Genomic DNA, 24,385 nt, shown 5'->3' with positions numbered 1-24,385 from the left:
CTACATCTTTATTTAATATATGTGTATTTAAAAAGTCAAAAAATGCAGCGCTAATGTCGGGGCGGTTTTCGCTTAGGTGTAAATCTGCAATAAAGTAAGTTTGGCGAGTCATAGGTCAGTCTATTCTAGTTTTAAAAAAACGGGCACATACTAATAGTATACACCCGCTTATATACTCACATAATATGAGTAAACGTTACTAGTTAACAGTAACGCTTTCTATAATCACATCTTCAAGAGGTACGTCTTGGTGAAAACCAGTACTACCTGTTGCAACTGCTTTAATCTTATTTACTACGTCCATGCCTTCTACTACTTCAGCAAAAACACAATAACCCCAACCTTGCGATGTTTCGCTGCTGTGGTTTAAAAAGTCGTTGTTGTTCACGTTAATGAAAAACTGTGCTGTAGCTGAATGAGGATCAGGTGTACGTGCCATAGCTAAAGTGCCTACTTTATTAGACAGGCCATTATTCGCTTCATTCTGAATTGGGTCGTTTACTTCTTTTTGTTCCATACCTGGAACAAAACCACCGCCTTGAACCATAAAACCATCGATTACGCGATGAAAGATAGTGCCGTTGAAAAAATCAGCATTTGCATACTCTAAAAAGTTTTTAACTGTGTTTGGAGCTTCTTGCTCAAACATTTTAATGGTGATGTCACCAAAATTAGTGTGTAGAACAACCATGTGTTTTCCTATATCCGGTTTAAATATTGGCGCTATTTTATCGTAGTTGGCTAAGATTAACAAAGTAGATGTTTGGTTTGTTATAAAGCGCTAGAGCAGGGGCTTTTCAAGTGGTAACATAACTGTTCAAGTAAATAGTCAAGGACTCAAAGTAAATGGTAAATATATACAACACACTCACGCGACAAAAAGAGCAATTTAAACCTATGGTCGAAGGGAAAATCGACATGTATGTGTGTGGTATCACCATTTATGATTACTGCCATATTGGACACGCTCGTACTTTTGTTGGTTTTGACGTTATTGTGCGCTACTTACGTCATATTGGTTACGATTTAAAATATGTACGTAACATTACAGATATCGACGATAAAATAATTAAGCGTGCGAACGAAAATGGTGAGTCAATAAACGACTTAACTGTGCGCATGACTAAAGCGATGCATGAAGATTTTGATAGCCTAAATATGCTACGCCCAGATATTGAGCCAACAGTTACAAGCCATATGGATGAAATTATCGTTATGGTTAAGCGCTTGATTGAAAAAGGCCATGCCTATGTCGCAGCCGACGGCGATGTTTTGTTTGATGTATCAACGTTTGAGCAATACGGTGCACTTTCTCAGCAAGATTTAACTATGTTGCAATCAGGCTCTCGCGTTGAAGTAGCGCAAGATAAAGACGATCCACTTGATTTTGTGTTATGGAAAAAAGCAAAAGCAGGTGAACCATCATGGTCATCACCTTGGGGTGAAGGGCGTCCGGGTTGGCATATTGAATGTTCGGCAATGAGCTCAAAGCACTTAGGTGAGCATTTTGATATTCACGGTGGGGGGTCTGATTTACAGTTTCCACATCATGAAAACGAAATTGCCCAATCGTGCTGTGCAAACAACGGCAAGTATGTAAATACATGGATTCATACTGGCATGGTTCAAGTAAACAAAGAAAAAATGTCTAAGTCGTTAGATAACTTCTTTACAGTGCGTGAAGTTTTAAAAGCATACGATCCTGAATCTGTTCGTTACTTTTTAATTTCAGGTCATTACCGCAGCCAACTAAATTACTCACAAGAAAATTTAGACCAAGCGCGTTCATCACTTGAGCGCATTTATACAGCGCTTCGTGATGTCGAACCGGTAGAGTGCGATTTAGAAGGTAATGAGTTTGTTGCTAAATTTAGAAAAGCAATGAATGACGACTTTAATACACCAGAAGCACTACCTGTGTTGTTCGAACTTGCTAAAGAATTAAACCGCGTAAAAGAAAGTGACGCAGTTCAAGCTGGGCAACTTGCGTTTATATTACGCAGTATTGGTAACGTTTTAGGTGTTGCTCAACAAGCACCGGAAGCCTTTTTACAAGGCGGGCAAGATGACGACGAAGTTGCGACAATTGAAGCATTAATTGTAAAACGTAATGAAGCACGTACGAGTAAAAACTGGGCTGCTGCTGATGAAGCACGTGATGCGCTTAATGCGTTAGGTGTAATACTTGAAGATTCAGCCGGTAAAACAACGTGGCGTAAAGCGTAAGCGTTTAAAGTAATACACGTTAAACAAAAAAAGGGTTGCCAAATGGCAACCCTTTTTAATTTTTTAACAGCTTAGCTGTGATATTTCTCACACGCTTCAAGTGTGTTTTCAATTAAGCTCGCGACCGTCATCGGGCCAACGCCACCTGGTACAGGTGTAATGAAATGCGCTTTTTGTTCAGCCACACTGTATTGAACATCACCGACTAATTTACCCGTGTCTAAACGGTTAATGCCTACATCGATGACTATAGCGCCTTCTTTTATCCAATCTCCAGGTATAAATTCAGGTTTACCTACAGCCACAACTAATAAGTCAGCGCGGCGAACATGCGTTTCTAAGTCTTGAGTAAACTTATGGCATACTGTGGTAGTACAACCCGCTAATAAAAGCTCTAACGACATTGGACGACCAACAATATTTGACGCGCCAACGACAACTGCATGCATCCCTTTATAACGTACACCCGTTGAATCAAGTAATGTAATAATACCTTTAGGGGTACATGGGCGAAGGGCAGGCATACGCTGTGCTAATCGACCAATGTTATATGGATGAAATCCATCAACATCTTTATGTGGGGTAATGCGTTCTAAAATCTTTTCAGCATCAAGACCTTTTGGCAGTGGTAACTGCACTAAAATTCCATCAACTTCGGCATCATTATTTAGCTCGTCAATTAAATCTAAAAGAGTTTGCTCTTGCGTGTCTGCTGGTAAATCAAATGATTTGGAGATAAAACCTACTTCTTCACAGGCTTTACGTTTTGAACCAACATAAACTTGGCTTGCTGGATCAAGTCCAACAAGTACTACTGCAAGTCCTGGTGCACGTAAACCATTTGCTACACGTTCACTTACGCGTTCTGCTACAGCGCTACGTACTTGTTTTGCGATTGCCTTACCATCAATGATGTTTGCCGTCATGGGTGACCTTTAATTGGGGTTAATTAACTAGATACCGATACTCTAAAAACGAATGCATAATAAAATAGGGGTAAAAATGCTAATAAAGAAAACATACTCTTTATTTAACTCGTTTTATAATGTGTCTACTATTTTCGCAGAAAAGCATAGCAGCGCCAAGTTGCTTTTAATGTATATAACATTTGAGTTATTAAATAGTTTAAATTTCAGCCTACTATTGTAATATTTAACCATTGTGCACTAAAAATGAGCACTTGATTGGTTTTATTAAAAAAACGTTTGACCTAACCCCGTCAAATCACTATTATGCACCCCGTTGTCAACGAGGTCACTCGCTAACAATAATAAGTTTCGGCGATTAGCGCAGTTTGGTAGCGCACTTGGTTTGGGTCCAAGGGGTCGCAGGTTCAAATCCTGCATCGCCGACCATTTTTATAATTTATTATAATCGAATAGCTTATTGGTAAACTATGAAGTTTTCGATGCGCCCATAGCTCAGCTGGATAGAGCAACGCCCTTCTAAGGCGTGGGTCGAAGGTTCGAATCCTTCTGGGTGCACCATTTGAAAACATGTAAATATAGCGGTGATTGTAGCTCAGTTGGTAGAGCCCCGGATTGTGATTCCGGTTGTCGTGGGTTCGAGCCCCATCAGTCACCCCATTTACAACGAATATCGGCGATTAGCGCAGTTTGGTAGCGCACTTGGTTTGGGTCCAAGGGGTCGCAGGTTCAAATCCTGCATCGCCGACCATTTTCTTAAAATGGTCTTAAACTCTCAGTTTAAGTGTTCAGTATGAAAAAGAAGTTAACTCTTCAATGTCGGCGATTAGCGCAGTTTGGTAGCGCACTTGGTTTGGGTCCAAGGGGTCGCAGGTTCAAATCCTGCATCGCCGACCATTTTCTTATCTAATAAGAATAATAAATAAATTCCTCTAAGTTATAAATCTAAATCTGTTAGCCTATAATTCTATTAAATAATTTCTACTTTAATCCATTCAATGCCTAGTTAGCCTGTTTTTTATTCAGTTAGTCTCTATAGTCCCTTATCTAGTCCAAATAATTGCCCCCTATACTCGACTATCATAAATATTAGGTTATAATGCCGCGTCTATTGTTTAACATAGTGCCCGAAGGGCAAAGCAGCAATGGTATCTCATGGTAGCGACGGATGCTTTTAAGTGTGAAAAACCGCTTAAACTTTATCAAGACTCATGCAGATCACTTTGTTTGTAAAGGAAGGCGAACAGTCGCCAAAATTGAATATTGAGGTAAATCATGCAAGTTTCTGTTGAGACGACCCAAGGCCTTGAGCGCCGTATAACTATCACCGTTCCTTCAGAGAACGTTGAGACCGAAGTAAAAAAACGCCTACAACAACTGTCAAAAACACAGCGTATAGATGGTTTCCGTGCTGGTAAAGTTCCAGTATCTGTAATTAACAAGCGTTTTGGCCCTGCAGTTCGTCAAGAAGTTGCTGGCGAAGTAATGCAACGTAATTACATTGAAGCAATCGTTTCTGAAAAAATCAATCCAGCTGGCGCGCCTACATTCGCACCTAAATCACTTGAAGCAGGTAAAGATTTAGAATTCTCAGCAACGTTTGAAGTTTACCCTGAAGTTGAAGTTCAAGGTTTAGATAAAATTACTGTTGAGAAACCAGCGGTAACAGTGACTGACGAAGATTTAGCTAACATGCTAGAAACACTTCGTAAGCAACACGCAGCTTGGGCTGATGTTGATGCAGCTGCTGGCGAAAACGACCGTGTAACAGTTGATTTCGTAGGTACTATCGACGGTGAAGTATTTGAAGGCGGCAAAGCTGAAGACTTCCCATTAGAACTTGGCCAAGGTCGTATGATCCCAGGTTTTGAAGATAACATCGTAGGTAAAAAAGCAGGCGAAGAAGTAGTTGCTGATGTAACTTTCCCTGATGATTACCACGCTGAAAACTTAAAAGGTAAAGCGGCTCAATTCACTATCACAGTGAAAAAAGTTGAAGCGCAAGAATTACCAGAATTAAGCGAAGAGTTTGCAACTAAATTCGGTGTTACCGAAGGCGGCGTAGACGCGCTTAAAGAAGAAGTTAAAAAGAACATGACACGTGAGCTAGACCAAGCGGTTAAAGCAAGCGTTAAAGACCAAGCAATCAAAGGTCTTTTAGCTAACAACGAAATCGAAGTGCCTAAAGCACTTGTTGATCAAGAAGTTGATGCTCTACGTCAGCAAGCAGCTCAACGTTTTGGCGGCGACGCTCAAAACATGCCAGAGCTTCCAGCTGAATTGTTCCACGAGCAAGCTGTAACGCGTGTTAAAACTGGCCTTTTATTAGGTGAAGTGATTAAAGCTAACGAGATTAAAGTTGATGACGCTAAAGTTGAAGCATTAATCGCAACGGTAGCTTCTGCATACGAAGATCCAACTGAAGTAGTAGAATACTACAAAGGTAATGATCAACTTATGCAGCAAATGCGTAATGTAGCAATGGAAGAGCAAGCTGTTGAAGCTATTTTAGCTAAAGCAGTTGTTACTGATGTTGAAAAAGCATTTGATGACATCATGAATCCACAGCAAGGTGCTTAATAAGTCATTGACTTAAGCTCTCGCTAACGATTAAATGGCTCGTGCTACTCTGTTTATACAGCGTGCCCGGGCCATTTTAGTTTTTGGCTCTAAATTTGCGAAAAACGATAACTATGCTTCCTTATAATAAGGATAAGTATAAGCGCATAAGGAATTAAATAAGTATGAATACTGGTATTACAGATCCCCTAAATGCATTGGTCCCAATGGTTGTTGAACAAACACCGAAAGGCGAGCGCTCGTATGATATTTATTCGAGATTATTAAAAGAGCGTATTATCTTTTTAACAGGTCAAGTTGAAGACAACATGGCAAATCTGATTTTAGCGCAAATGCTATTTTTAGAATCAGAAAATCCTGATAAAGATATCTTTTTATACATCAACTCACCAGGTGGTTCAGTAACTGCGGGTATGGCTATTTACGACACAATGAACTTCATCAAACCAGATGTAAGTACAATATGTGTAGGTCAAGCTGCAAGCATGGGTGCTTTTTTACTTACTGCTGGCGCTAAAGGTAAGCGTTTTTGCCTACCAAACTCACGTGTGATGATTCACCAACCATTAGGTGGTTTCCAAGGTCAAGCATCTGACTTTGAAATACATGCTAAAGAAATTCTGTCTATTAAAGATAAGCTTAACCGCTTAATGGCTGAGCATACAGGCCAACCATTAGATATTATCTCTAAAGACACAGATCGTGATAACTTTATGAGTGCCACGCAAGCTGTAGATTACGGCTTGGTAGACTCTGTGTTTACAAATCGCGACAAAAAGTAAGCGCTTGGCGAGCAGGATTGCCTGTTTGCCACTTTGAGTTACTATGCGAAAACCAATAAATTTTGGTATAGTTAAAGCGTATTGAAATAGCCGCCAACAGTTTTGGTGGCCAACGTAATAAAATGAGGTAGCTGAATGTCTGACACTCCTACAGACGGCGACAAAAGTAATAAATTGTTATACTGCTCTTTTTGCGGCAAAAGCCAACATGAAGTGCGTAAATTAATTGCAGGCCCTTCAGTATACGTTTGTGATGAATGTGTAGAGTTGTGTAACGATATTATCAGGGAAGAGATCAAAGACATTGCTCCTAAGCATGATACGTCTGACAAACTACCTGTACCAAAAGAAATTCGTAAACACTTAGACGATTATGTTATTGGTCAAGATCATGCTAAAAAAGTATTGTCTGTTGCCGTTTATAACCATTATAAACGCCTACGTAACCAATCGACTAAGCAAGACATTGAATTAAGTAAAAGTAATATTTTGCTTATCGGCCCAACAGGTAGTGGTAAAACATTACTTGCAGAAACATTAGCGCGTCTACTTGATGTGCCGTTTACTATGGCCGATGCCACTACATTAACCGAAGCAGGTTATGTAGGTGAAGATGTTGAAAACATCATTCAAAAGCTTTTACAAAAATGCGATTACGATGTTGAAAAAGCGCAACGTGGCATTGTTTACATTGATGAAATTGACAAAATTTCTCGTAAATCAGATAACCCGTCAATTACACGTGATGTATCGGGTGAGGGCGTTCAACAGGCGCTACTTAAACTGATTGAAGGCACCGTTGCTTCTGTTCCACCGCAAGGTGGTCGTAAACATCCACAACAAGAGTTTTTACAAGTAGATACGTCTAAAATCTTGTTTATTTGTGGTGGTGCATTTTCAGGCCTAGATAAAGTAATTGAGCAACGTAGCCATAAAAATACCGGTATCGGTTTTGGCGTTAGCGTAAAAGAATCTGCGGCGAGTCGTTCTTTAAGTGAAACTTTTAAAGACGTAGAACCAGAAGATTTAGTTAAATACGGCTTAATTCCTGAGTTTATAGGTCGTTTGCCAGTAGTTGCTACGTTAACAGAACTTGACGAAGCTGCTCTTGTGCAAATATTGAGTGAACCTAAAAACGCGATTACTAAACAGTTCTCAGTATTGTTTGGCATGGAAGACGTTGAACTTGAGTTTCGCGATGATGCCTTAGCTGCAATTGCCCACAAAGCAATGGAGCGTAAAACAGGTGCACGTGGTCTTCGTTCAATCGTTGAAGGTGTGTTACTTGATACTATGTACGAACTTCCTTCAATGGATGACGTAAGCAAAGTGGTTATTGATGAAACCGTTATTAAAGGTGAGTCAGACCCAATCTTGATTTATGAAAATAATAAACAAGATAAAGCTGCATCAGAATAGTTTTTAAGCTATTTGAATGAAAAAAGGAGCCTTAGGCTCCTTTTTTTATAATTAATTTAATCGAGTATGGGAAAATTGTTGAACTTTAATTAGGTTATCCCCATATACTTGAGTAATCTTTAAAATAAATGAAGTGCGAAGAGAAACTATAATGACGCTTGAGAGAACCGACCGAGTCGAAATCCCAGTCCTTGCACTGCGCGATGTTGTGGTATACCCGCACATGGTGATCCCGCTTTTTGTTGGCCGTGAAAAATCAATAAAATGCCTAGAAGCGGCAATGGACAAAGACAAACAAATTTTCTTGGTTGCACAAAAAGATGCAACTGTAGATGAACCAGAGCAAGATGATATTTATCGTATCGGTACTATTGCCACTGTACTTCAGTTATTAAAATTACCAGACGGTACAGTTAAAGTTTTAGTTGAAGGTACACAGCGCGCACAAATTGAAGAATTTGTAGATAACGATGACTTTTTTGTTGCTAATGCTCAATTTATTGAATCTGATTCGGTAGACGAGAAAGAACAAGATATTTTTATTCGTAGCGCAATTAGCCAGTTTGAAGGCTATGTAAAGCTAAACAAAAAAATTCCACCTGAAGTACTAACTTCAGTTTCAGGTATTGATGAGCCAGCACGCCTTGCCGATACAATGGCAGCCCATATGCCGCTTAAAGTACCTGAAAAGCAAAAAGTGCTAGAAATTTCAAGCGTTACAGAACGTCTTGAATATTTAATGGCATTAATGGAAGGCGAAATAGACTTACTGCAAGTTGAGAAGAAAATTCGTACCCGCGTTAAAAAGCAGATGGAAAAGTCTCAGCGCGAGTATTACCTCAATGAGCAAATGAAAGCCATTCAAAAAGAGCTGGGTGAGCTTGACGATGTACCTGACGAATTTGAAGCACTTAAAAAACGCATCGAAGAATCGGGTATGCCAACAGAAGCACAAGACAAAGCGACGACAGAGCTTAATAAGCTTAAGATGATGTCGCCAATGTCTGCAGAAGCGACTGTAGTGCGTTCATACATTGACACATTAATTAATGTGCCATGGAAAAAACGCTCTAAAGTGAAAAAAGACTTAGCGGGCGCGCAAAAAATTCTTGATAGCGATCACCACGGCTTAGATAAAGTAAAAGAACGCATTATTGAGTACCTCGCGGTACAACAGCGTACTAATAAGCTTAAAGGGCCAATTTTATGTTTAGTTGGGCCACCAGGTGTTGGTAAAACATCACTTGGGCAATCTATAGCGCGTTCAACTGGTCGTAAGTATGTGCGTATGGCGCTTGGTGGCGTACGTGATGAAGCTGAGATTCGTGGTCATCGTCGTACATATATTGGTTCAATGCCAGGTAAGCTAATTCAAAACATGACAAAAGTGGGCGTTAAAAATCCATTATTTTTGTTAGATGAAATCGATAAAATGTCATCAGACATGCGTGGCGACCCAGCATCAGCACTATTAGAAGTGCTTGATCCTGAGCAAAACAGCCACTTTGCCGATCATTACCTTGAAGTAGATTACGATTTATCTGATGTTATGTTTGTAGCAACATCAAACAGCTTTAACATTCCGGGCCCATTACTGGACCGTATGGAAGTTATTCGCTTATCGGGTTACACCGAAGATGAAAAGCTAAACATTGCAAAAGAACACTTAATTACTAAACAAGTAAAACGTAACGGCTTAAAAGAGTCTGAAATAGTTATCGAAGATAGTGCAATTATTGGCATTATTCGTTACTACACACGTGAAGCGGGTGTACGTAACTTAGAGCGCGAAATCTCAAAACTATGCCGTAAAGCAGTTAAAAATATCTTACTTGAAAAAGACACTAAAACAGTGACTATCAATCAAGATAACCTAGAAGACTTTTTAGGTGTGCAACGCTTTGATTATGGTAAAGCTGAAGATGGCGACCGTATTGGTCAAGTTACAGGTTTAGCATGGACAGAAGTTGGCGGTGATTTGCTAACAATCGAATGTGCGGCTGTACCAGGTAAAGGTAAACTTACTTATACCGGTTCACTGGGCGATGTGATGCAAGAGTCGATTCAAGCGGCAATGACGGTAGTACGTAATCGCGCAGATACATTTCGTATTAATAGCGACTTTTACGAAAAACGTGATATTCACGTTCACGTACCAGAGGGCGCAACACCGAAAGATGGTCCTAGTGCGGGCGCAGCAATGGTAACAGGTCTTGTATCTAGCTTGACGGGTAACCCTGTACGAGCAGATGTTGCAATGACCGGTGAAATTACGCTACGTGGTGAAGTACTTCCTATTGGTGGCTTAAAAGAGAAATTATTGGCGGCGCATCGTGGTGGAATTAAAACAGTAATCATTCCAAAAATTAACGAACGTGACTTAAAAGAGATACCAGACAACGTGCTGGCAGGTCTTGATATTCACCCAGTTACTTGGATTGACGAGGTGTTAAAGCTTGCTTTAGTGCATCCTGTTGAGAGTTTTTCGGTCGAAACACCTAAAAACCAAGAAAAAAGCTAAAAAAAGTGCTTTTTAGGGCTTTTCAAATCTAAACGGTATGATAAGTTAAGCACTGGTTTTCAAGCCTAGCCCTTATGGGGCGTAGGCTTAAGAAAAATATAATCATGTGAGCATTAAATGTTTGCTCTACAATTTTCAAAAAAGTGATGTTAGTTTAAAAAACCATCGCTCTTGATAATAACAATGAAAGAGGATGATATTGTGAATAAATCTCAATTAATCGATCAAATCGCAGCTGATGCTGACATTTCTAAAGCGGCTGCAGGTCGTGCACTAGATTCATTCATCGAATCTGTATCTGGCGCGCTAAAAGAAGGCGACTCAGTTGCACTTGTTGGTTTTGGTACTTTCTCAGTACGTGACCGTGCTGCACGTTCAGGCCGTAACCCGCAAACTGGTGAAACAATCCAAATTGCTGCTGCAACTATTCCAGCTTTTAAAGCCGGTAAAGCGCTTAAAGACGCAGTAAACTAATCACTGTTTTAAACACATTAGTTATGGCGAGTGTAAAGTTACTGATTCACCACAACAGATGAATTAAGTAACTTTACCGCCAGTTACTTCAAGTGAAAAAGCGTATCTGGTAAGATACGCTTTTTTTACATGTGACAAGGTAAAATACCTTGATCAAAAAGAGATAAACAAATGCTTGAGAAAATCAGAGAAGGTTCGCAAGGACCTGTAGCCAAAATAATTTTAGGCGCGGTGATTTTATCTTTTGCCTTAGCAGGGATCGGTAGTTACTTAGGTCAAACCACAGAACAACCCGTTGCTGAAGTAAATGGAATTAAAATTAGTCAAACCGATTTTAACCGTGCTTACCAAAATGAACGTAGCCGTTTAGAGCAACAATTTGGTGAATACTTTACACAAATTGCCGCTGATCCAAATTACATGGCGCAAATTCGCCAAGGTGTAGTTGACCGCTTAGTACAACAAGAATTGCAATCACAGCTAGCGGCTGATTTAGGCCTTCGCGTAAGCGACGAAAGTGTACGTAAAACAATTTTAGAACTACCGTACTTTCAAATTGGTGAAAAGTTTAATAACGATCGTTACTTACAAGTAATTCGTCAAATGAACTTTCAACCAGATGCTTTTCGTGAATACTTACGTAAAGATATGACACGTAGTCAGGTAGTATCTGCTGTTGCAGGTACAGACTTTGCCCTAGAGAGCGAGCTTAAAAGCGCAATTGCTCTGCAGCAGCAAACTCGTAGTATTAACTACTTAGTCATTAATAAAGAAGCGCTTGCCGCGGACGTAGAAGTATCAGAGCAAGAAGTGTCTGATTACTACGAGCTAAACGCATCACAATTTTTATCTCCAGAGCTTATTTCAGTAAGTTATATTGAGCTTAAAGCAGCAGATATTAATGTTGAATCGGTAACCGAGGATGACGTTAAAGCGTATTACGAGCAAAACAAAGCGCAGTACATAGAACCTGAAAAACGTCGCGTATCACATATCTTAATTGATAACAGTGAAGACGATGATGCAGCAAAAGAAAAAGCCAATGCACTTCATGCACAACTAGAGCAAGGTGCAGACTTTGCTGAGTTAGCGCAATCATCATCTGACGATATCGTTAGTGGCGAAATGGGCGGCGATCTTGAATGGATAGAACGTGACGTAATGGACCCTGCATTTGAAGACGCGACTTTCGCACTTCAAAACAAAGGTGACATTTCTGAGGTTGTTGCTTCTGAGTTTGGTTATCACATAATTAAACTTACAGACATTCAACCACAACAAGTTAAAGCGTATGACGATGTTAAAGCTGACTTACGTGCTGAACTAGAACAAGCTGAAAAAGTAGATGCATTTTACGAAAAGCAAACAGAAATGGGCGCACTTGCATTTGAAATTTCAGACCGCTTAGACGATGCTGCAGAAGTTGCTGAAGTGGAAGTTAAATCTACGCCTCTTTTAGCACTTAATGCTCTTCCGGAGCCGTTAAACAGCCCTGCAGTTGTAGCAGCACTAACATCAGTTGATTTACTTGAAGATAAAGTAAACTCTGAAGTTATTGAGCTTGGTGAGGAGCATGCAATTATTGTTCGTATTAACGAGCATAAAGCTGCTGCTACTAAAGCGCTGGATGAAGTAAGCGAGCAAATTAAAGCGCGTTTAGTTAATGAAAAATCATCAGAGCTTGCTAAAGAAAAAGCGCGTAGCTTATTTGCAGAAGTACAAGCAGGTAAGAGCTTAAACGATGTAGCTAACGAGCAGAGCTTAACACTTCGCCAAGAAGCGCAGTTAACACGTCAAAGCTATACTGTTTCACCTGCTATTGTGACTCAAACATTTAAAATGGCTCACCCAGCAGGTTCTGCGGTAGTTGAGCTTGTTAATTTAAATAATGGTGATGCAGCAATTGTTGCGCTTAAGTCGGTAACAGATGCACAAGTTGCAGCTAATATTGACCCTCAAGCAAAACAAAGCATTACTATGGCGCAAGCTAATAAAAACTACATGGTATTTATTGAAGCGCTTAAAGCCAATGCTGAACTTAACTTACCAACGGCTACACAAACTGTTGAATAATTAATTTTAGCTCATAAAGAAAGGCGCTTTTAAAGCGCCTTTTTTATTGTCTTAAATAAAGTTGGTATATTACCAATTCGCTTAATTAAGTATTATTGCAGGTTGGTATTAATTACCTCTGGCAATAAACTCAATTCGATTGCCGCTAGGCTCTTTTATCATCATATGTTGGGTTGGGCCGTTACCTAAGTTTTCTGGTGCAAACTCTATAATAATATTATTTTGCATTTTTAAGTGTGTATGTAGCTCGCTTAACTTTTTGATACTTTCAACACTGAGTGCTAAATGGTGTAAGCCCACATTTTCTGCCCGATTAAACTCCACACGTTTTTCATCATTTTTTACGCGCCATAATGTAATGGTTATTTTATTGTTTGATAAAAAATAAGCGGGGTAGGTTGGATCACTTCCTAGCGTTTTAAAACCAAGTACATCAATAAAAAATGCTTTGGATGCATTTAAGTTTGATACAGTTAAACCTAAGTGGTCAACGCCACCAACCCAACTTTTAGAGGTAGAGTTTTCGTCAGCTATTGAGGTTGTTGATAGCAGTAGTAACGCTAATGATGAAATGCCTGTGAGTAATGTTTTTTTTAGCATAGATCCTCTTTATGGTTTTAGTTGTTAAATTGCGCATTTAACAAAGACCTTCATAAAGGAGATTACATTACACGCTAGGCTGCTTTTAGCAGCTCAGTAATCGCTGCGTTACTTTTGATTGGGGGTTTTGAAAAACATCTTCAGTAGGGCCGTATTCAACTACTTCACCTTTATCGAGTACAACCACATAATCACTGATGTGGCGCACTAGACTTAAATGATGGGTGATCATCACATATGTAAGGCCTGTGTCGCGCTGCAGCTTAAGTAATAAATTCACTATTTGCGCGCGTATAGAAGGGTCTAAAGACGAAACGGCTTCATCAAGCACAATCACCTTAGGATCTAAAATTAATGCACGAGAAAACGCAACACGCTGTAGTTGCCCCACACTAAACATATGCGGGTAGTAGTATTTATGATCGATTAACAAACCCACCTTTGAAAGCGTTGCATCGATCTTTTCAGTGCGTTCACTAGCATCAAGCTCAGTATTATATTGCAGGCAATCATCAAGCATTTCGCCAATGGTCAACCCCGGGTTGAGCGATGCAGCTGAATCTTGAAAAATCATACGAATATCCCGGCATTGATTATCGCGTACGCCATTATCTTCGATAATATTATTCTCGAGCAAAATTTGCCCGCTATCAGCAGTATCAGCTCCTGAAAGTAGTTTTGCTAATGTACTTTTACCTGCACCTGTTTCACCAATTATGGCAATACTTTCGCCTTTACCGACACAAAACGAAATATTTTTAAGTACTTCAAACTTTTTACGTGAAAAAAGCCCTGCTCGCACATTGAATGTTTTTGATAGCGCTTGTACTTTTAACAGTGGCTGCATTATTTCATGTCCTTAATTAACGGAAAATGGCACGCATAACTATGACCATGATGCTTAGTAAGGGTAGGTGTTACCACGCAGGCTTTTTGTGCTTGCGGACAACGCGGCCCGAGGCGGCAGCCAATGGGCAAATGTTGCAGGGTAGGGATAGTCCCTTTAAGTGCATAAAAAGGTTCTTTATGCGCTAAACCTTGTTCGTAGTCTGGCAAGCTTTTTAGTAATGCTTGCGTGTATGGATGGCGAGGCTGTTTGAATATTTCATGGGTTGGGCCTGCTTCAACCATTTGCCCGCAATATAAAACATGAATGCCATGCGACCAATGTGCAATCTCTTCAAGTTCATGGGAGATCATCAAAATAGACATATTTTTAAGTTGGTTTAAGCTTTTTAGTAATCTAAATACTTGTGCGCGAGTTGTGCTCTCAAGCGCTGTAGTTGGCTCATCTGCTATCAATAGCTTTGGAGTGCGGGCAATGGCCATTGCAATCATTACTTTTTGACATACGCCTTCTGAGAGCTCATGAGGGTAACTACTTAGTACTGCTTCGTGGTTTTTAATGCCCACTTTATGAATAAGCGCTTTTACTCTGTCTTTTCTCTCGCGGTTGCGCTTTAAAAAGAAACCTTTAGTTGCGATCTCTGGCAATGTTTCGGCAATTTGGTCAAATATTTTAGCGGTTGGGTCAAGGCAGCGACTTGGATCTTGATAGATCATCGCTATATCTTGGCTTACTATTTTACGGCGTTTCTCTGGACTTAAACGCATTAAGTCTACGCCGCGCCAATGAATACGGTCGGCAGTAATATCCCAGCGTTCGTTCAATACACCAATAATCGCTTTTGCTATTAGGCTTTTACCAGAGCCAGACTCGCCCACAAGCGCATGTACTTCGCCTTCTTTTAAGCTAAAACTCACTCTGTCTACGGCTCTAATTACAGTTTCAGAGGTACGTAGTTCAATTGTTAAGTTACGAACATCGAGTAATTGCATTTAATCAGCCTTACGTGCTTTTAGCACTTGTCGCAGGCCATCGCCTACTAAATTAGTAGATAACACGGCTAAAAATAACAGTATACCAGGTAGCGCTACAGTCCACGGTGCTAAATAAATGAGGCCTAGGTTTTCGGCTAATATTGCGCCCCATTCGGTCGTCGGTGGCTGAGCCCCTAATTTTAAAAATCCCAGTGCTGAAATATCTAATATAGCGGTAGAAAGCGCCATCGTGAATATAACCACAATATGCTCATAAATATTAGGAAAAATACCACGCGATATAATATGCCAATTAGACGCACCATCTAGTCTAAACGCAGTAATGTAGTCTTTACTTAATTCATCAACAATCAGGTTACGCACTGAGTGAATAAACTGCGGCAGTAATGCTAAAATAATTGCCCATACGGTATTCATTAAACCCGGGCCGAGTATGGCGATTATTATTATTGCCAGTAACAAAGAAGGAATAGAAAGCGTTATATCAAGCAAGTGATTTAAAAAGCTTGAACGCAGCCCTTTACTAATCCCTGCAAAAGTACCCACTAACACACCAAAAATAGTTGTGATCAGGGCGGCTACAACAGAGAGGCCAAACGTATATGTAGCACCATTCATTAAGCGCGAGAGTACATCACGGCCTAAATCATCGGTACCTAAAAGAAAGCGTACATCGCCCATTTCTCGCCACGATGGCGGAATAAGCAGTGCATCAGTGTGTTGTTGGTTTACACCATACGGGGCTAAAAAAGGAGCGGTGGCGGCTAATAGTGCAAACGCCATAAATATCCATAAACCAACCAAAGCAGGGTGGTTATTTTTAAACTTTCGCCAAAATCGCGCCAGTGGCGATTTATTCGACTCTTCAGAAAATAAATTAAACTTTGCCATGGGCCTGATTCCGCGAGAGTGGATCGAATAAAGTGTAAGTAAGCTCAGCTGTAATAGAAGCTAAAATAACAAATAAAGACACTGCCATTAACCCGCCTTGAATTGCAGGAAAGTCACGCTGATAAATACTATCGATTAACCATCGGCCAATACCCGGCCACGAAAAAATAACTTCGGTAATCATCGCAAGCGTTATTAGCGTACTAAATTGCAAACCAATTTGCTTAATTACCGGCAGTAATGCATTACGCAGTGCATGGTGCATGATAAGTTGGCGGCGGTTAAGGCCTTTTGCCCTAGCTGTTTTAATAAAGTTTTGATCCATTACTTTAAGCATAGACTCGCGAGTAAAGCGCACTAATACAGTGGTTGGATACATAGCCAGTACAATAGTCGGAAGTGTTAAATGGCGCAGCGCATCAACAAAGGCCATTCCTTTATATGGAAAGCCAGCCAGTGCAATATCAATTAAAATAAAACCAGTACTGGCGGGTATTTCGTAAAGGAGCCCCATTCTTCCCGACATAGGAAACCAGCCAAGCTTTAATGAAAAAACCATTATTAATAACAATGCGAGCCAAAATACAGGCATTGAATAACCCACCATAGTGGTAGAGTTTATGAGCTTGTCTGGCCAACGTTTATGATACCCAGAGCCTAAAATGCCAGTCGGTACACCAATAACAACCGATACAATTAATGCGTATACGCTTAGCTCTAAAGTAGCCGGTAACAAATCAACAATATGGCTAAACACACTATTACCAGAGGCAAACGAAAGCCCCCAATCACCCTGAAATATTCGCCCTAAAAAGGCAATGTATTGCATAAAGTAATTGCTGTTATATAAATATTTGTCTTCAAGCTCACTATGCTGTGCAAAGTTACTACTTGGTATGCCACTTAAATTACTTAGCGGATCACCGGGAAATAAATACGCCAGTGAAAACGTAAATACGCTGAGCATCAGTATCATAAAAAAGAATAAACCAAGGCGACGTAAAATATAATCTAAGATCATTATTTCTTCCTCGCATTGGCAAGCGAAATAGCGCCAAACGGGCCAAGTGTTATGCCTTCCACATCGGCGCTACTCGCTTGAAAGCGCAGGCCATGAGCAATAGGTAATAACGGCAGCTCTTGAATAATTAAGCTTTGTGCTTCTTCGTAGTATTTTTTACGTTTGTTTAAATCAGTGGTGTCTAGTGCTTGAGTAAGCAATAAATCAAATTGGGGATTACACCAGTTTGCTGGGTTTTTACCACTAAAAGTAGCGGTACAACTCAGCAGTGGGCTAAAAAAGTTATCAGGATCGGGTGTATCTGCGGCCCAACCAAGTAATACACTGTCGTGCCTATGCTCGCCAATACGTTGAATAAACGTGTTCCACTCATATTCTACAATGCTTACATTAACGCCCACTTTGCGTAAATCACTTTGCATAAGCTCAGCCATTTTTCGCGCGTTAGGGTTATAAATACGACTCACAGGCATAGCCCATATCGTCATATCAAAGCCATCAGGTAAGCCAGCTTCAATTAGTAACTTTTTAGCAAGTTCTGGGTCAAACGTAGGTATATCTTCTTGTGGCTCAAACGCCCAAGAGGTTGGCGGCAAAATAGATTGTGCGCGAGTACCGTTACCGTAATAAACCGCCTGCATTATTTTATCTACATCTATTGCATGTGCGAGTGCTTGGCGTACGCGTAAGTCGTCAAACGGGGCACGTTCTGTATTAAATGCCCAATAACCTATGTTTAAGTTCGTTTCTTTTTCAACGTTTATATCATCACGTTGCGCTAAAATACTTAATTGCGCACTACTTGGATGAGCCGTTACATCGCACTCTTTAGTCAGCATTTTTGCTATACGCGTAGTGCCGTTAGGGGTTATGTCGTAAACCAATTGTTCAAGTGCAACGTCGTGCTTCCAATAAAGTGGATTACGGTAAAAGCGTACAAGGTGATCTCGGCGGTATTCTTTATAAATATACGGCCCAGTGCCAATAGGGTACTGATCAAATAAGTTTTCTTGGTTTTTTTTCTTAAGTTCCATGGCGTATTCTTCTGAAAGCACTACGGCAAAGTCGGTGGCCATATTAGCTAAAAAGCTGCTTTCAGGATTAAACAATTCAAAACGCACTTGGTAGTCAGACACACGCACAATTTTACGAATGAGTTGATCAATCCCCACACTTTGAAAATACGGGTAATTGGCATCGCCCACAAAGTGATATGGATTGTATACATCGAATAATCGGCTAAAGGTGAATATAACGTCGTCGGCGTTAAAATCCCGCGATGGGGTAAAATAAGAAGTTGTATGAAACTTTACATCTTTACGCAAGGTAAAGGTAACCGATTTACCATCTTTACTAATTTTCCAATCGGTCGCCAGCTCACTTTGAAATTCTGCCGTAACAGGGTCAATGCTAATTAAACGGTCGTATAATTGGTTAGCAATTATATCAATAGTTGAACCGGTGGTCGTGACTTGCGGATTAAACGACACAGGGTTAGCTTCAGCGCAATAAACTAAGCCTTGGTTTTTTTCTTCTATGATTTCTTCTTTGCTATCAAGGCAACCAACTAAAGTGGTGGCAAGCAAAACAAGTAATAATTTATGCACCCGCATAACCTCTGACTATTGTTGATCCAACAAGTTGTATTTTTTAAGATAACCACGTAATTGATGATACGTTAAACCAAGTACTTCTGCAGTTTTCTTTTGATTAAATTGGCTATGTTCGAGCGCTTTATTAATCATGTTTATTTCAAAGTCGTTAGAACGCTCTTTTAAGCTGCACGGAAATTGAATATCGACGGCTATATTACTGCTTGCTTGAGCAATCGGCGGCGCAACAACAATAGGCTCGGCATTAACAGTTTGAGCCGCTATAGGTGCTTTAATGCGCGCTTTTGGTCTAAATGGGCTATCGAATGGGTCTAAAATAATCTGGTGAACGGGGATATGTTCACTACCGTGGCGATACAAACTGCGTTCAACCACATTTTTAAGTTCACGAATATTACCAGGCCAATCATAACTAAGCAGTGTTTCTGTTGCGCTTCGGGTAAAACCGCTAAAGAGTTCCCACTCTAAATCGCGCGCCATATTCATCGCAAACTGCTCAGCAAGAAGCATAATATCGTCTTGGCGTTCGCGCAGTGGTGGCAGGGTAATTACATCAAAGGCAAGGCGATCGAGTAAATCACTTCTAAATTCACCTTGCTCAGCCAAATAAGGGAGGTCTTCGTTTGTGGCACACACTAAGCGTGTATCTACTTTTACAGTTTGTTTGCCGCCAACACGTTCAAACTCACCGTATTCTATAACGCGCAGCAGTTTTTCTTGTACCATAGCTGAGGTATTAGCTAATTCATCTAAAAACAGTGTGCCGCTGTTGGCGCGTTCAAAACGACCTTCGTGGCGTTTACTTGCCCCCGTAAAGGCACCGCTTTCGTGGCCAAACAATTCACTTTCGAGAAGGTTTTCGTTAAGCGCTGCACAGTTAAGTTTTACGTAGTTTTGATCCCAACGCTTTGATAAAAAGTGTAAGCGTGCTGCTATTAGCTCTTTACCTGTGCCGCGTTCACCAATAATAAGTACCGGTTTATCTAAATTAGCCAGTTGCGATACCTGATCTAATACAGATAGAAAGCTATCTGATTGGCCGAGTAAATTATCCTGTTGGCGATATTGGCTCATATTTCCTAACTCTTGGTCATTTTTACTAACAGTTAGTGTATTTCATAAATAGGGATAACTAAAGAAATTTGTATATTTAGTTTAACGTAATGAAAATAAAGTGTATTTTAACTTTTAAAAAGTTGGCAAGCATATTGATACTAGTTATAGCAGACTAACTAAGTTTTAATTACAGAGGTAAATGTTATGGGAATTTTTTCACGTTTTGCAGATATTGTTAATTCTAATATCAACGCCATTTTAGATAAAGCAGAAGACCCAGAAAAAATGGTTCGTCTGATTATTCAAGAAATGGAAGACACGCTTGTTGAAGTACGTTCTACATCAGCTAAAACATTGGCTGAGAAAAAAGAAATTGTACGCCGCTTAGATACGCTTAAAGCACAAGTAAGCGATTGGCAAGATAAAGCCGAACTGGCTTTAAGTAAAGACCGCGACGATTTAGCGCGTTCAGCCCTGCTTGAAAAGCAAAAGTCGGCAGATGCCGTTGCTTCAGTCGCTAGTGAACTTGAACATGTAGAGTCTCATATTGAGAAATTACAGCAAGAAGTAACGACACTACAAGAAAAGCTAGCAGATGCGAAATCTCGTCAAAAAGCAATTATACTTCGCCAACGTTCGGCTGAGTCGCGCCTTGAAGTGAAAAAGACACTTGATAGTTCAAAAGTAGAAGACGCACTTAACCGCTTTGAACGTTACGAAACCAAAATTGATGGACTAGAATCTCAAATTGAGTCTTACGATTTAGGTAAAAAGACGTTAGCGGACGAAATTGCTAATCTACAAAAAAATGAAAAGATAGATGATGAGCTAGCCGAACTTAAAAAGAAGCTAGCTGATAAATAATTTATAAAGGGGCACTTAAAGTGCCCCACTGCTTAAAAACATCAAAACGGATTGTCAGGAGAGGATTATGTTTGATTCAGACGTAATAATTGTACCATTTGTTATATTTATGATTTTTGTTGCACCGCTGTGGTTAATTTTACATTACCGTAGCAAAAAACAAGTAAGCCAAGGTTTAAGTGAACACGAACATCGCCAGTTACTTGAGCTTGCACATAAAGCCGAAAAAATGGCAGACAGGGTTGAAACACTTGAAGCATTACTTGATCAAGAGTCACCACAATGGAGACGCAAAGTATGAGTGCCAAACGCGAATTATTAAGAGACCCACAACGCGGTAAAATAGCCGGAGTATGTGCGGGATTAAGTGACTACTTTAATATGGAGTTATGGTTAGTTCGCATTATATTTGTTAGTGCGGTACTGCTAACGGGTGGCCCATTATTTGTGGTAGCGTATATTGCAGCCTGGTTCATTTTAGATAAAAAAGAGCCCGCAACAGTGCAAACTAAAAGCTCAACTAAAACTGACGATCCGCTAGAAGTAAAATTTAAAGTATGGCAAAAGGGCGAGCCACCGCGCCGCGCATTGCAAGATTTAAAAGAGCGTTTAACGCGTGTAGATACTCGCCTTCAAGATATGGAGCGCCATGTAACTTCAAGCGAGTTTACGGTGAGCCGTGAAATTAACAAACTTTAAAGGATTTAATAGCACCTTATTTGCAGCGTGATAAATTACGGCAAATTAGGTGCAAGACACTTTATGAGCCAATCATTTGCAAAAAAGACCTTTAAAAGTATTAAAGGCAAAGCACAAAAAGCCCTTCATCGCAGTTTAGACCAACACGTAAAACTTGCCGTAACTGGCCTAAGTGGTAGTGGTAAAACAGCCTTTATTACCGCGCTTGTTAAACACTTAACAACCCAAGCGGACGATAAAAACTTACCTTTTTTTGATGTAATGCGCGAGCACCGCCATGTGGCCACTAAAGTTGTGCCGCAAGAGGCGTTAAAAGTTCCTACGTTTAATTATACGCGCGCGCTAAATTCATTATTACCCAGCGATGGGATGCCTACATGGCCTGCATCAACTGAGCGGATTAATACGCTGCGCTTGGCAATAAAGTATCAAAGTAACGCAGGGCTGCGCGGCCACTTTTCGCCGCAATCAACGCTTTATTTAGATATTATTGACTACCCGGGTGAATGGCTCCTTGATTTACCTATGCTTGAGCAAAGCTATGCTCAATGGTGCGAGCAACAATATCCGTTATTAACTCAGCCTTCGCGCGTAAACACATCAAGTGATTTTTTAATGGCCGTTGAGCAACTTGACTTAAACGCTCCCGTTGATGAAAACGCACTTGCTCATATTGCTCAGCTTTATCAAAGCATGTTAGTCGAGCTTAAAAAAGACACCAAACTTGCTATGTTACAACCTGGGCGTATGCTTATGCCTGGCGACTTACAAGGCGCGCCATTGTTATTGTTTTTTCCAGTGTCGGGTGAAATAAACAGTGACGATGTCGTTGCGGGTTCTAATTTAGCGCATTTAATTAAGCGCTTTAACGCCTATATAAAAGAAGTTGTAAAACCATTTTATAATGAGCATTTTAGACACTTCGATCGCCAAATCGTACTTGTAGATGTACTTAGTGCGCTAAACGAAGGGCACGAAACACTCCAAGAGCAAAGCAGTGTAATAAACCAATTACTCGCACACTTTAACTATGGTGAATCGGGCTTTTTTAAACGTTTATTTAAGCCCAACATAGACAAAATATTATTTGCAGCTAATAAGTCAGATCATATAAGTGCTAAGCACCATAAAGATTTAGCACTGCTACTTGATTCGCTCGTGCATGAGCAAAGTAATCATTTAAAGTTTGATGGTGTAAAAATAGAAACCATGGCCATGTCGTCAATTACAGCAACGCAGCCGCGCCAAATTGCCGACAAAGGCCAAACGCTTGACTGCATTTACGGTAAACCATTACACGAGCCTGATTGGCTTACGTATTTACCGCCGCAACCTCCCTCGCGGATGCTTAATAAAAATGAGTGGCCAGCACAGGGATTTGAGTTTTTATCGTTTTCTCCAATGCCGAGCCCCGATAAACAACTAAAACATATTCGATTAGATCATGTCATGCAGTACCTGCTAGGAGACAAATTAACATGAGTGAGTCAAACCAACCATTTCAAGCAGGGCGTCGCATAGATACGCAAAGCATTGAGCAGAACGAACCCGTTTTAGCACCTGCAAAAATTATTCAGCACGGACAAAGTGATTACGAAGAACTTGAAGATGAAGCACTAGAGCCAGAAATAGATCTGGAACCTGTGTACAAAAAGTCAAAGTGGCAAACGCTCAAAGGTGTTTTTGCTATTAGTTTTATAGTGCTGGTGCTTTTAGAGTTTGCATACTCGTTATTATTTGCTTTCGAGCAGTCAATTATTTTAGGCAGTGTTTATTTAACCGCGGTTGTAAGTGGCGTACTGCTAATAGGGCGCTTATTGTGGCGAGAGTACCGAATGCTGCGCAGTTTAAAGCGTAACCAATTGCACCGAGTTGAAGCCGACAGGCTTTTAAACAGCGAGCAAGTAGGCGGTGCATTACCTTGGCTCGAAAAGCTTAATAAACACCAGGAGCTTGATAACTTTGAAACCTTCAAAAACCAAGTAGCGATGCATCACAGCGACAAAGAAATAATGACGCTGTACGCCAACAGTTTATTAATAACTCAAGACACCAAAGCTAAAAAGCTTATAAATCGTTTTGCGACTGAATCTGCACTGCTAGTTGCCCTAAGCCCACTTGCGCTGGTGGATATGATGGCTGTGCTTTGGCGCGGTACTAAGTTAATAGAACAAATTGGTAAAATTTACGGCATTGGTTTTGGCTACGCGAGCCGTATAAAGTTATACCGTATGCTGATAAAACAAGTAATGTTTGTAGGCAGTGCTGAGCTTGTATCTGACCTTGCTGCAACTGCACTAAGTGCTGAGCTTTTAGGTAAGCTTTCGGGGCGGGCAGCGCAAGGGGTCAGCGCCGGTATTTTTACAGCGCGTATTGGTTACAAAGCAATGGAGCTTAGTCGCCCATTACCACGGCTTGAAAACAAACGCAGCTTACTAAAAGGCACTGTGCAAAGCATCGCAGGTAAAATTATGAGTCGTAAAAAGGCGGAGTCAACGCAGTAAAATACGAGGGCGTGTTGATCTTTGATGGTTGAATTTGTAGCAGTGTGTTTGGTATTTAGGCAAGGCAGAGCCTATGAAGTGTGGTTATTCCCCATAAATAGGCGATAACGCAGCATAAATGCCAAACATGCGCTGCCCGTTGGGTTCTTTCTAGGGACGATAAACTCTTTGTTGCCTACATGGATGTCATAGGTAGGTACTTAAGAAAAACATTAAGTACAGCCTTAAAAATTTGGCTCTACCCCATACTGAAATACTCCTGTTTTTCGATCGCGTTTGGGGTGTGCCCTAGCA

At 40.4% G+C, this 24,385-nt stretch carries 21 protein-coding genes, 5 tRNA genes and 1 pseudogene; 17 read left to right on the top strand and 10 right to left on the bottom strand.

Features of this window, described 5'->3' with window-relative positions:
• Nucleotides 1–112, bottom strand: a pseudogene (locus CXF89_RS21380) (UDP-2,3-diacylglucosamine hydrolase); the annotation flags it as partial.
• Nucleotides 113–199: 87 nt separating this feature from the next.
• Nucleotides 200–691, bottom strand: a complete 492-nt coding sequence (locus tag CXF89_RS10520; protein WP_007580931.1) for a peptidylprolyl isomerase — start codon at nt 689–691, stop codon at nt 200–202.
• 155 nt (nt 692–846) lie between these two features.
• Between CXF89_RS10520 and cysS the strand changes: the two genes are divergently transcribed.
• Nucleotides 847–2,226: a cysteine--tRNA ligase gene (gene cysS, locus CXF89_RS10515; RefSeq protein WP_024592761.1), complete on the top strand. Its 1,380-nt coding sequence runs from the start codon at nt 847–849 to the stop codon at nt 2,224–2,226.
• A gap of 71 nt (nt 2,227–2,297) precedes the next feature.
• Here cysS and folD read toward each other — a convergent pair whose 3' ends face one another.
• On the bottom strand, nt 2,298–3,152 hold the full coding sequence (folD, locus tag CXF89_RS10510; RefSeq protein WP_002958348.1) for a bifunctional methylenetetrahydrofolate dehydrogenase/methenyltetrahydrofolate cyclohydrolase FolD: 855 nt from the start codon (nt 3,150–3,152) through the stop codon (nt 2,298–2,300).
• Between the two features lie 352 nt (nt 3,153–3,504).
• On the opposite strand from folD, the gene CXF89_RS10505 reads away from it, so the two are divergent.
• The 11 genes from CXF89_RS10505 (at nt 3,505) to CXF89_RS10455 (ending at nt 13,001) form a co-directional block, all read left to right on the top strand.
• Nucleotides 3,505–3,581: transfer RNA gene (locus tag CXF89_RS10505), tRNA-Pro, on the top strand.
• A 55-nt stretch (nt 3,582–3,636) separates the two neighbouring features.
• Nucleotides 3,637–3,713, top strand: a tRNA-Arg gene (locus tag CXF89_RS10500).
• 23 nt (nt 3,714–3,736) lie between these two features.
• Nucleotides 3,737–3,812, top strand: a tRNA-His gene (locus CXF89_RS10495).
• A 14-nt stretch (nt 3,813–3,826) separates the two neighbouring features.
• A tRNA-Pro gene (locus CXF89_RS10490) sits at nt 3,827–3,903 on the top strand.
• A gap of 69 nt (nt 3,904–3,972) precedes the next feature.
• Nucleotides 3,973–4,049: transfer RNA gene (locus CXF89_RS10485), tRNA-Pro, on the top strand.
• A 378-nt stretch (nt 4,050–4,427) separates the two neighbouring features.
• On the top strand, nt 4,428–5,732 hold the full coding sequence (tig, locus tag CXF89_RS10480) for a trigger factor (RefSeq protein ID WP_007580935.1): 1,305 nt from the start codon (nt 4,428–4,430) through the stop codon (nt 5,730–5,732).
• A gap of 164 nt (nt 5,733–5,896) precedes the next feature.
• Nucleotides 5,897–6,514 carry an ATP-dependent Clp endopeptidase proteolytic subunit ClpP gene (clpP, locus tag CXF89_RS10475; RefSeq protein WP_007580937.1) on the top strand — a complete coding sequence of 206 codons (618 nt, stop codon included), beginning with the start codon at nt 5,897–5,899 and terminating at the stop codon, nt 6,512–6,514.
• A 135-nt stretch (nt 6,515–6,649) separates the two neighbouring features.
• Complete coding sequence (gene clpX / locus CXF89_RS10470; protein WP_002958344.1) at nt 6,650–7,933, top strand: ATP-dependent protease ATP-binding subunit ClpX; 1,284 nt, start codon at nt 6,650–6,652, stop codon at nt 7,931–7,933.
• A 151-nt stretch (nt 7,934–8,084) separates the two neighbouring features.
• Complete coding sequence (gene lon, locus CXF89_RS10465) at nt 8,085–10,454, top strand: endopeptidase La (protein ID WP_024608615.1); 2,370 nt, start codon at nt 8,085–8,087, stop codon at nt 10,452–10,454.
• 183 nt (nt 10,455–10,637) lie between these two features.
• Nucleotides 10,638–10,928 (top strand): HU family DNA-binding protein, encoded by a 291-nt coding sequence (locus CXF89_RS10460; protein ID WP_157823336.1) that lies wholly within the window; start codon nt 10,638–10,640, stop codon nt 10,926–10,928.
• Nucleotides 10,929–11,099: 171 nt separating this feature from the next.
• Nucleotides 11,100–13,001, top strand: a complete 1,902-nt coding sequence (locus tag CXF89_RS10455) for a SurA N-terminal domain-containing protein (protein WP_121954550.1) — start codon at nt 11,100–11,102, stop codon at nt 12,999–13,001.
• A 108-nt stretch (nt 13,002–13,109) separates the two neighbouring features.
• Here the strand turns inward: CXF89_RS10455 and CXF89_RS10450 are convergent, their stop codons facing one another.
• From CXF89_RS10450 to pspF, 7 genes are all read right to left on the bottom strand, one after another.
• Nucleotides 13,110–13,601, bottom strand: a complete 492-nt coding sequence (locus CXF89_RS10450; RefSeq protein WP_121954549.1) for a VOC family protein — start codon at nt 13,599–13,601, stop codon at nt 13,110–13,112.
• Nucleotides 13,602–13,686: 85 nt separating this feature from the next.
• Nucleotides 13,687–14,448: an ATP-binding cassette domain-containing protein gene (locus CXF89_RS10445; RefSeq protein WP_024608618.1), complete on the bottom strand. Its 762-nt coding sequence runs from the start codon at nt 14,446–14,448 to the stop codon at nt 13,687–13,689.
• A complete protein-coding gene (locus CXF89_RS10440; protein ID WP_007580952.1) occupies nt 14,448–15,440 on the bottom strand; it encodes a peptide ABC transporter ATP-binding protein in 993 nt (330 codons plus the stop codon). The genes CXF89_RS10445 and CXF89_RS10440 overlap by 1 nt, the downstream gene beginning before the upstream one ends.
• A complete protein-coding gene (locus CXF89_RS10435; RefSeq protein ID WP_007580954.1) occupies nt 15,441–16,334 on the bottom strand; it encodes an ABC transporter permease subunit in 894 nt (297 codons plus the stop codon).
• Entirely contained in the window at nt 16,321–17,355 is a 1,035-nt protein-coding gene (locus CXF89_RS10430) for an ABC transporter permease (protein WP_007580956.1), read from the bottom strand. Before CXF89_RS10430 ends, CXF89_RS10435 begins: the two co-directional genes overlap by 14 nt.
• The gene (locus tag CXF89_RS10425) at nt 17,355–18,962 is read right to left on the bottom strand and encodes an ABC transporter substrate-binding protein (RefSeq protein ID WP_121954548.1); all 1,608 of its coding nucleotides are present in this window, start codon (nt 18,960–18,962) and stop codon (nt 17,355–17,357) included. The genes CXF89_RS10430 and CXF89_RS10425 overlap by 1 nt, the downstream gene beginning before the upstream one ends.
• 15 nt (nt 18,963–18,977) lie before the next feature.
• Nucleotides 18,978–20,042 carry a phage shock protein operon transcriptional activator gene (gene pspF, locus CXF89_RS10420; protein WP_002958334.1) on the bottom strand — a complete coding sequence of 355 codons (1,065 nt, stop codon included), beginning with the start codon at nt 20,040–20,042 and terminating at the stop codon, nt 18,978–18,980.
• Between the two features lie 186 nt (nt 20,043–20,228).
• Here pspF and pspA point away from each other — a divergent pair, with 186 nt between their 5' ends.
• From pspA to CXF89_RS10395, 5 genes are all read left to right on the top strand, one after another.
• Nucleotides 20,229–20,888 (top strand): phage shock protein PspA, encoded by a 660-nt coding sequence (gene pspA / locus CXF89_RS10415; protein WP_002958333.1) that lies wholly within the window; start codon nt 20,229–20,231, stop codon nt 20,886–20,888.
• A gap of 67 nt (nt 20,889–20,955) precedes the next feature.
• Nucleotides 20,956–21,189, top strand: a complete 234-nt coding sequence (gene pspB / locus CXF89_RS10410; RefSeq protein ID WP_002958332.1) for an envelope stress response membrane protein PspB — start codon at nt 20,956–20,958, stop codon at nt 21,187–21,189.
• Nucleotides 21,186–21,587, top strand: a complete 402-nt coding sequence (gene pspC, locus CXF89_RS10405) for an envelope stress response membrane protein PspC (protein ID WP_007580963.1) — start codon at nt 21,186–21,188, stop codon at nt 21,585–21,587. Before pspB ends, pspC begins: the two co-directional genes overlap by 4 nt.
• 63 nt (nt 21,588–21,650) lie before the next feature.
• Nucleotides 21,651–23,069: a YcjX family GTP-binding protein gene (locus CXF89_RS10400; protein WP_121954547.1), complete on the top strand. Its 1,419-nt coding sequence runs from the start codon at nt 21,651–21,653 to the stop codon at nt 23,067–23,069.
• Entirely contained in the window at nt 23,066–24,091 is a 1,026-nt protein-coding gene (locus CXF89_RS10395; protein ID WP_121954546.1) for a TIGR01620 family protein, read from the top strand. The genes CXF89_RS10400 and CXF89_RS10395 overlap by 4 nt, the downstream gene beginning before the upstream one ends.
• The last annotated feature ends 294 nt before the right edge of the window (nt 24,092–24,385 follow it).

The sequence above is a fragment of the Pseudoalteromonas sp. MelDa3 genome (assembly GCF_002863625.1).
GTDB lineage: Bacteria > Pseudomonadota > Gammaproteobacteria > Enterobacterales > Alteromonadaceae > Pseudoalteromonas > Pseudoalteromonas arctica.
The sequence above is the reverse complement of the archived record's forward strand: the minus strand, read 5'-3'. Positions and strand labels throughout refer to the sequence as shown.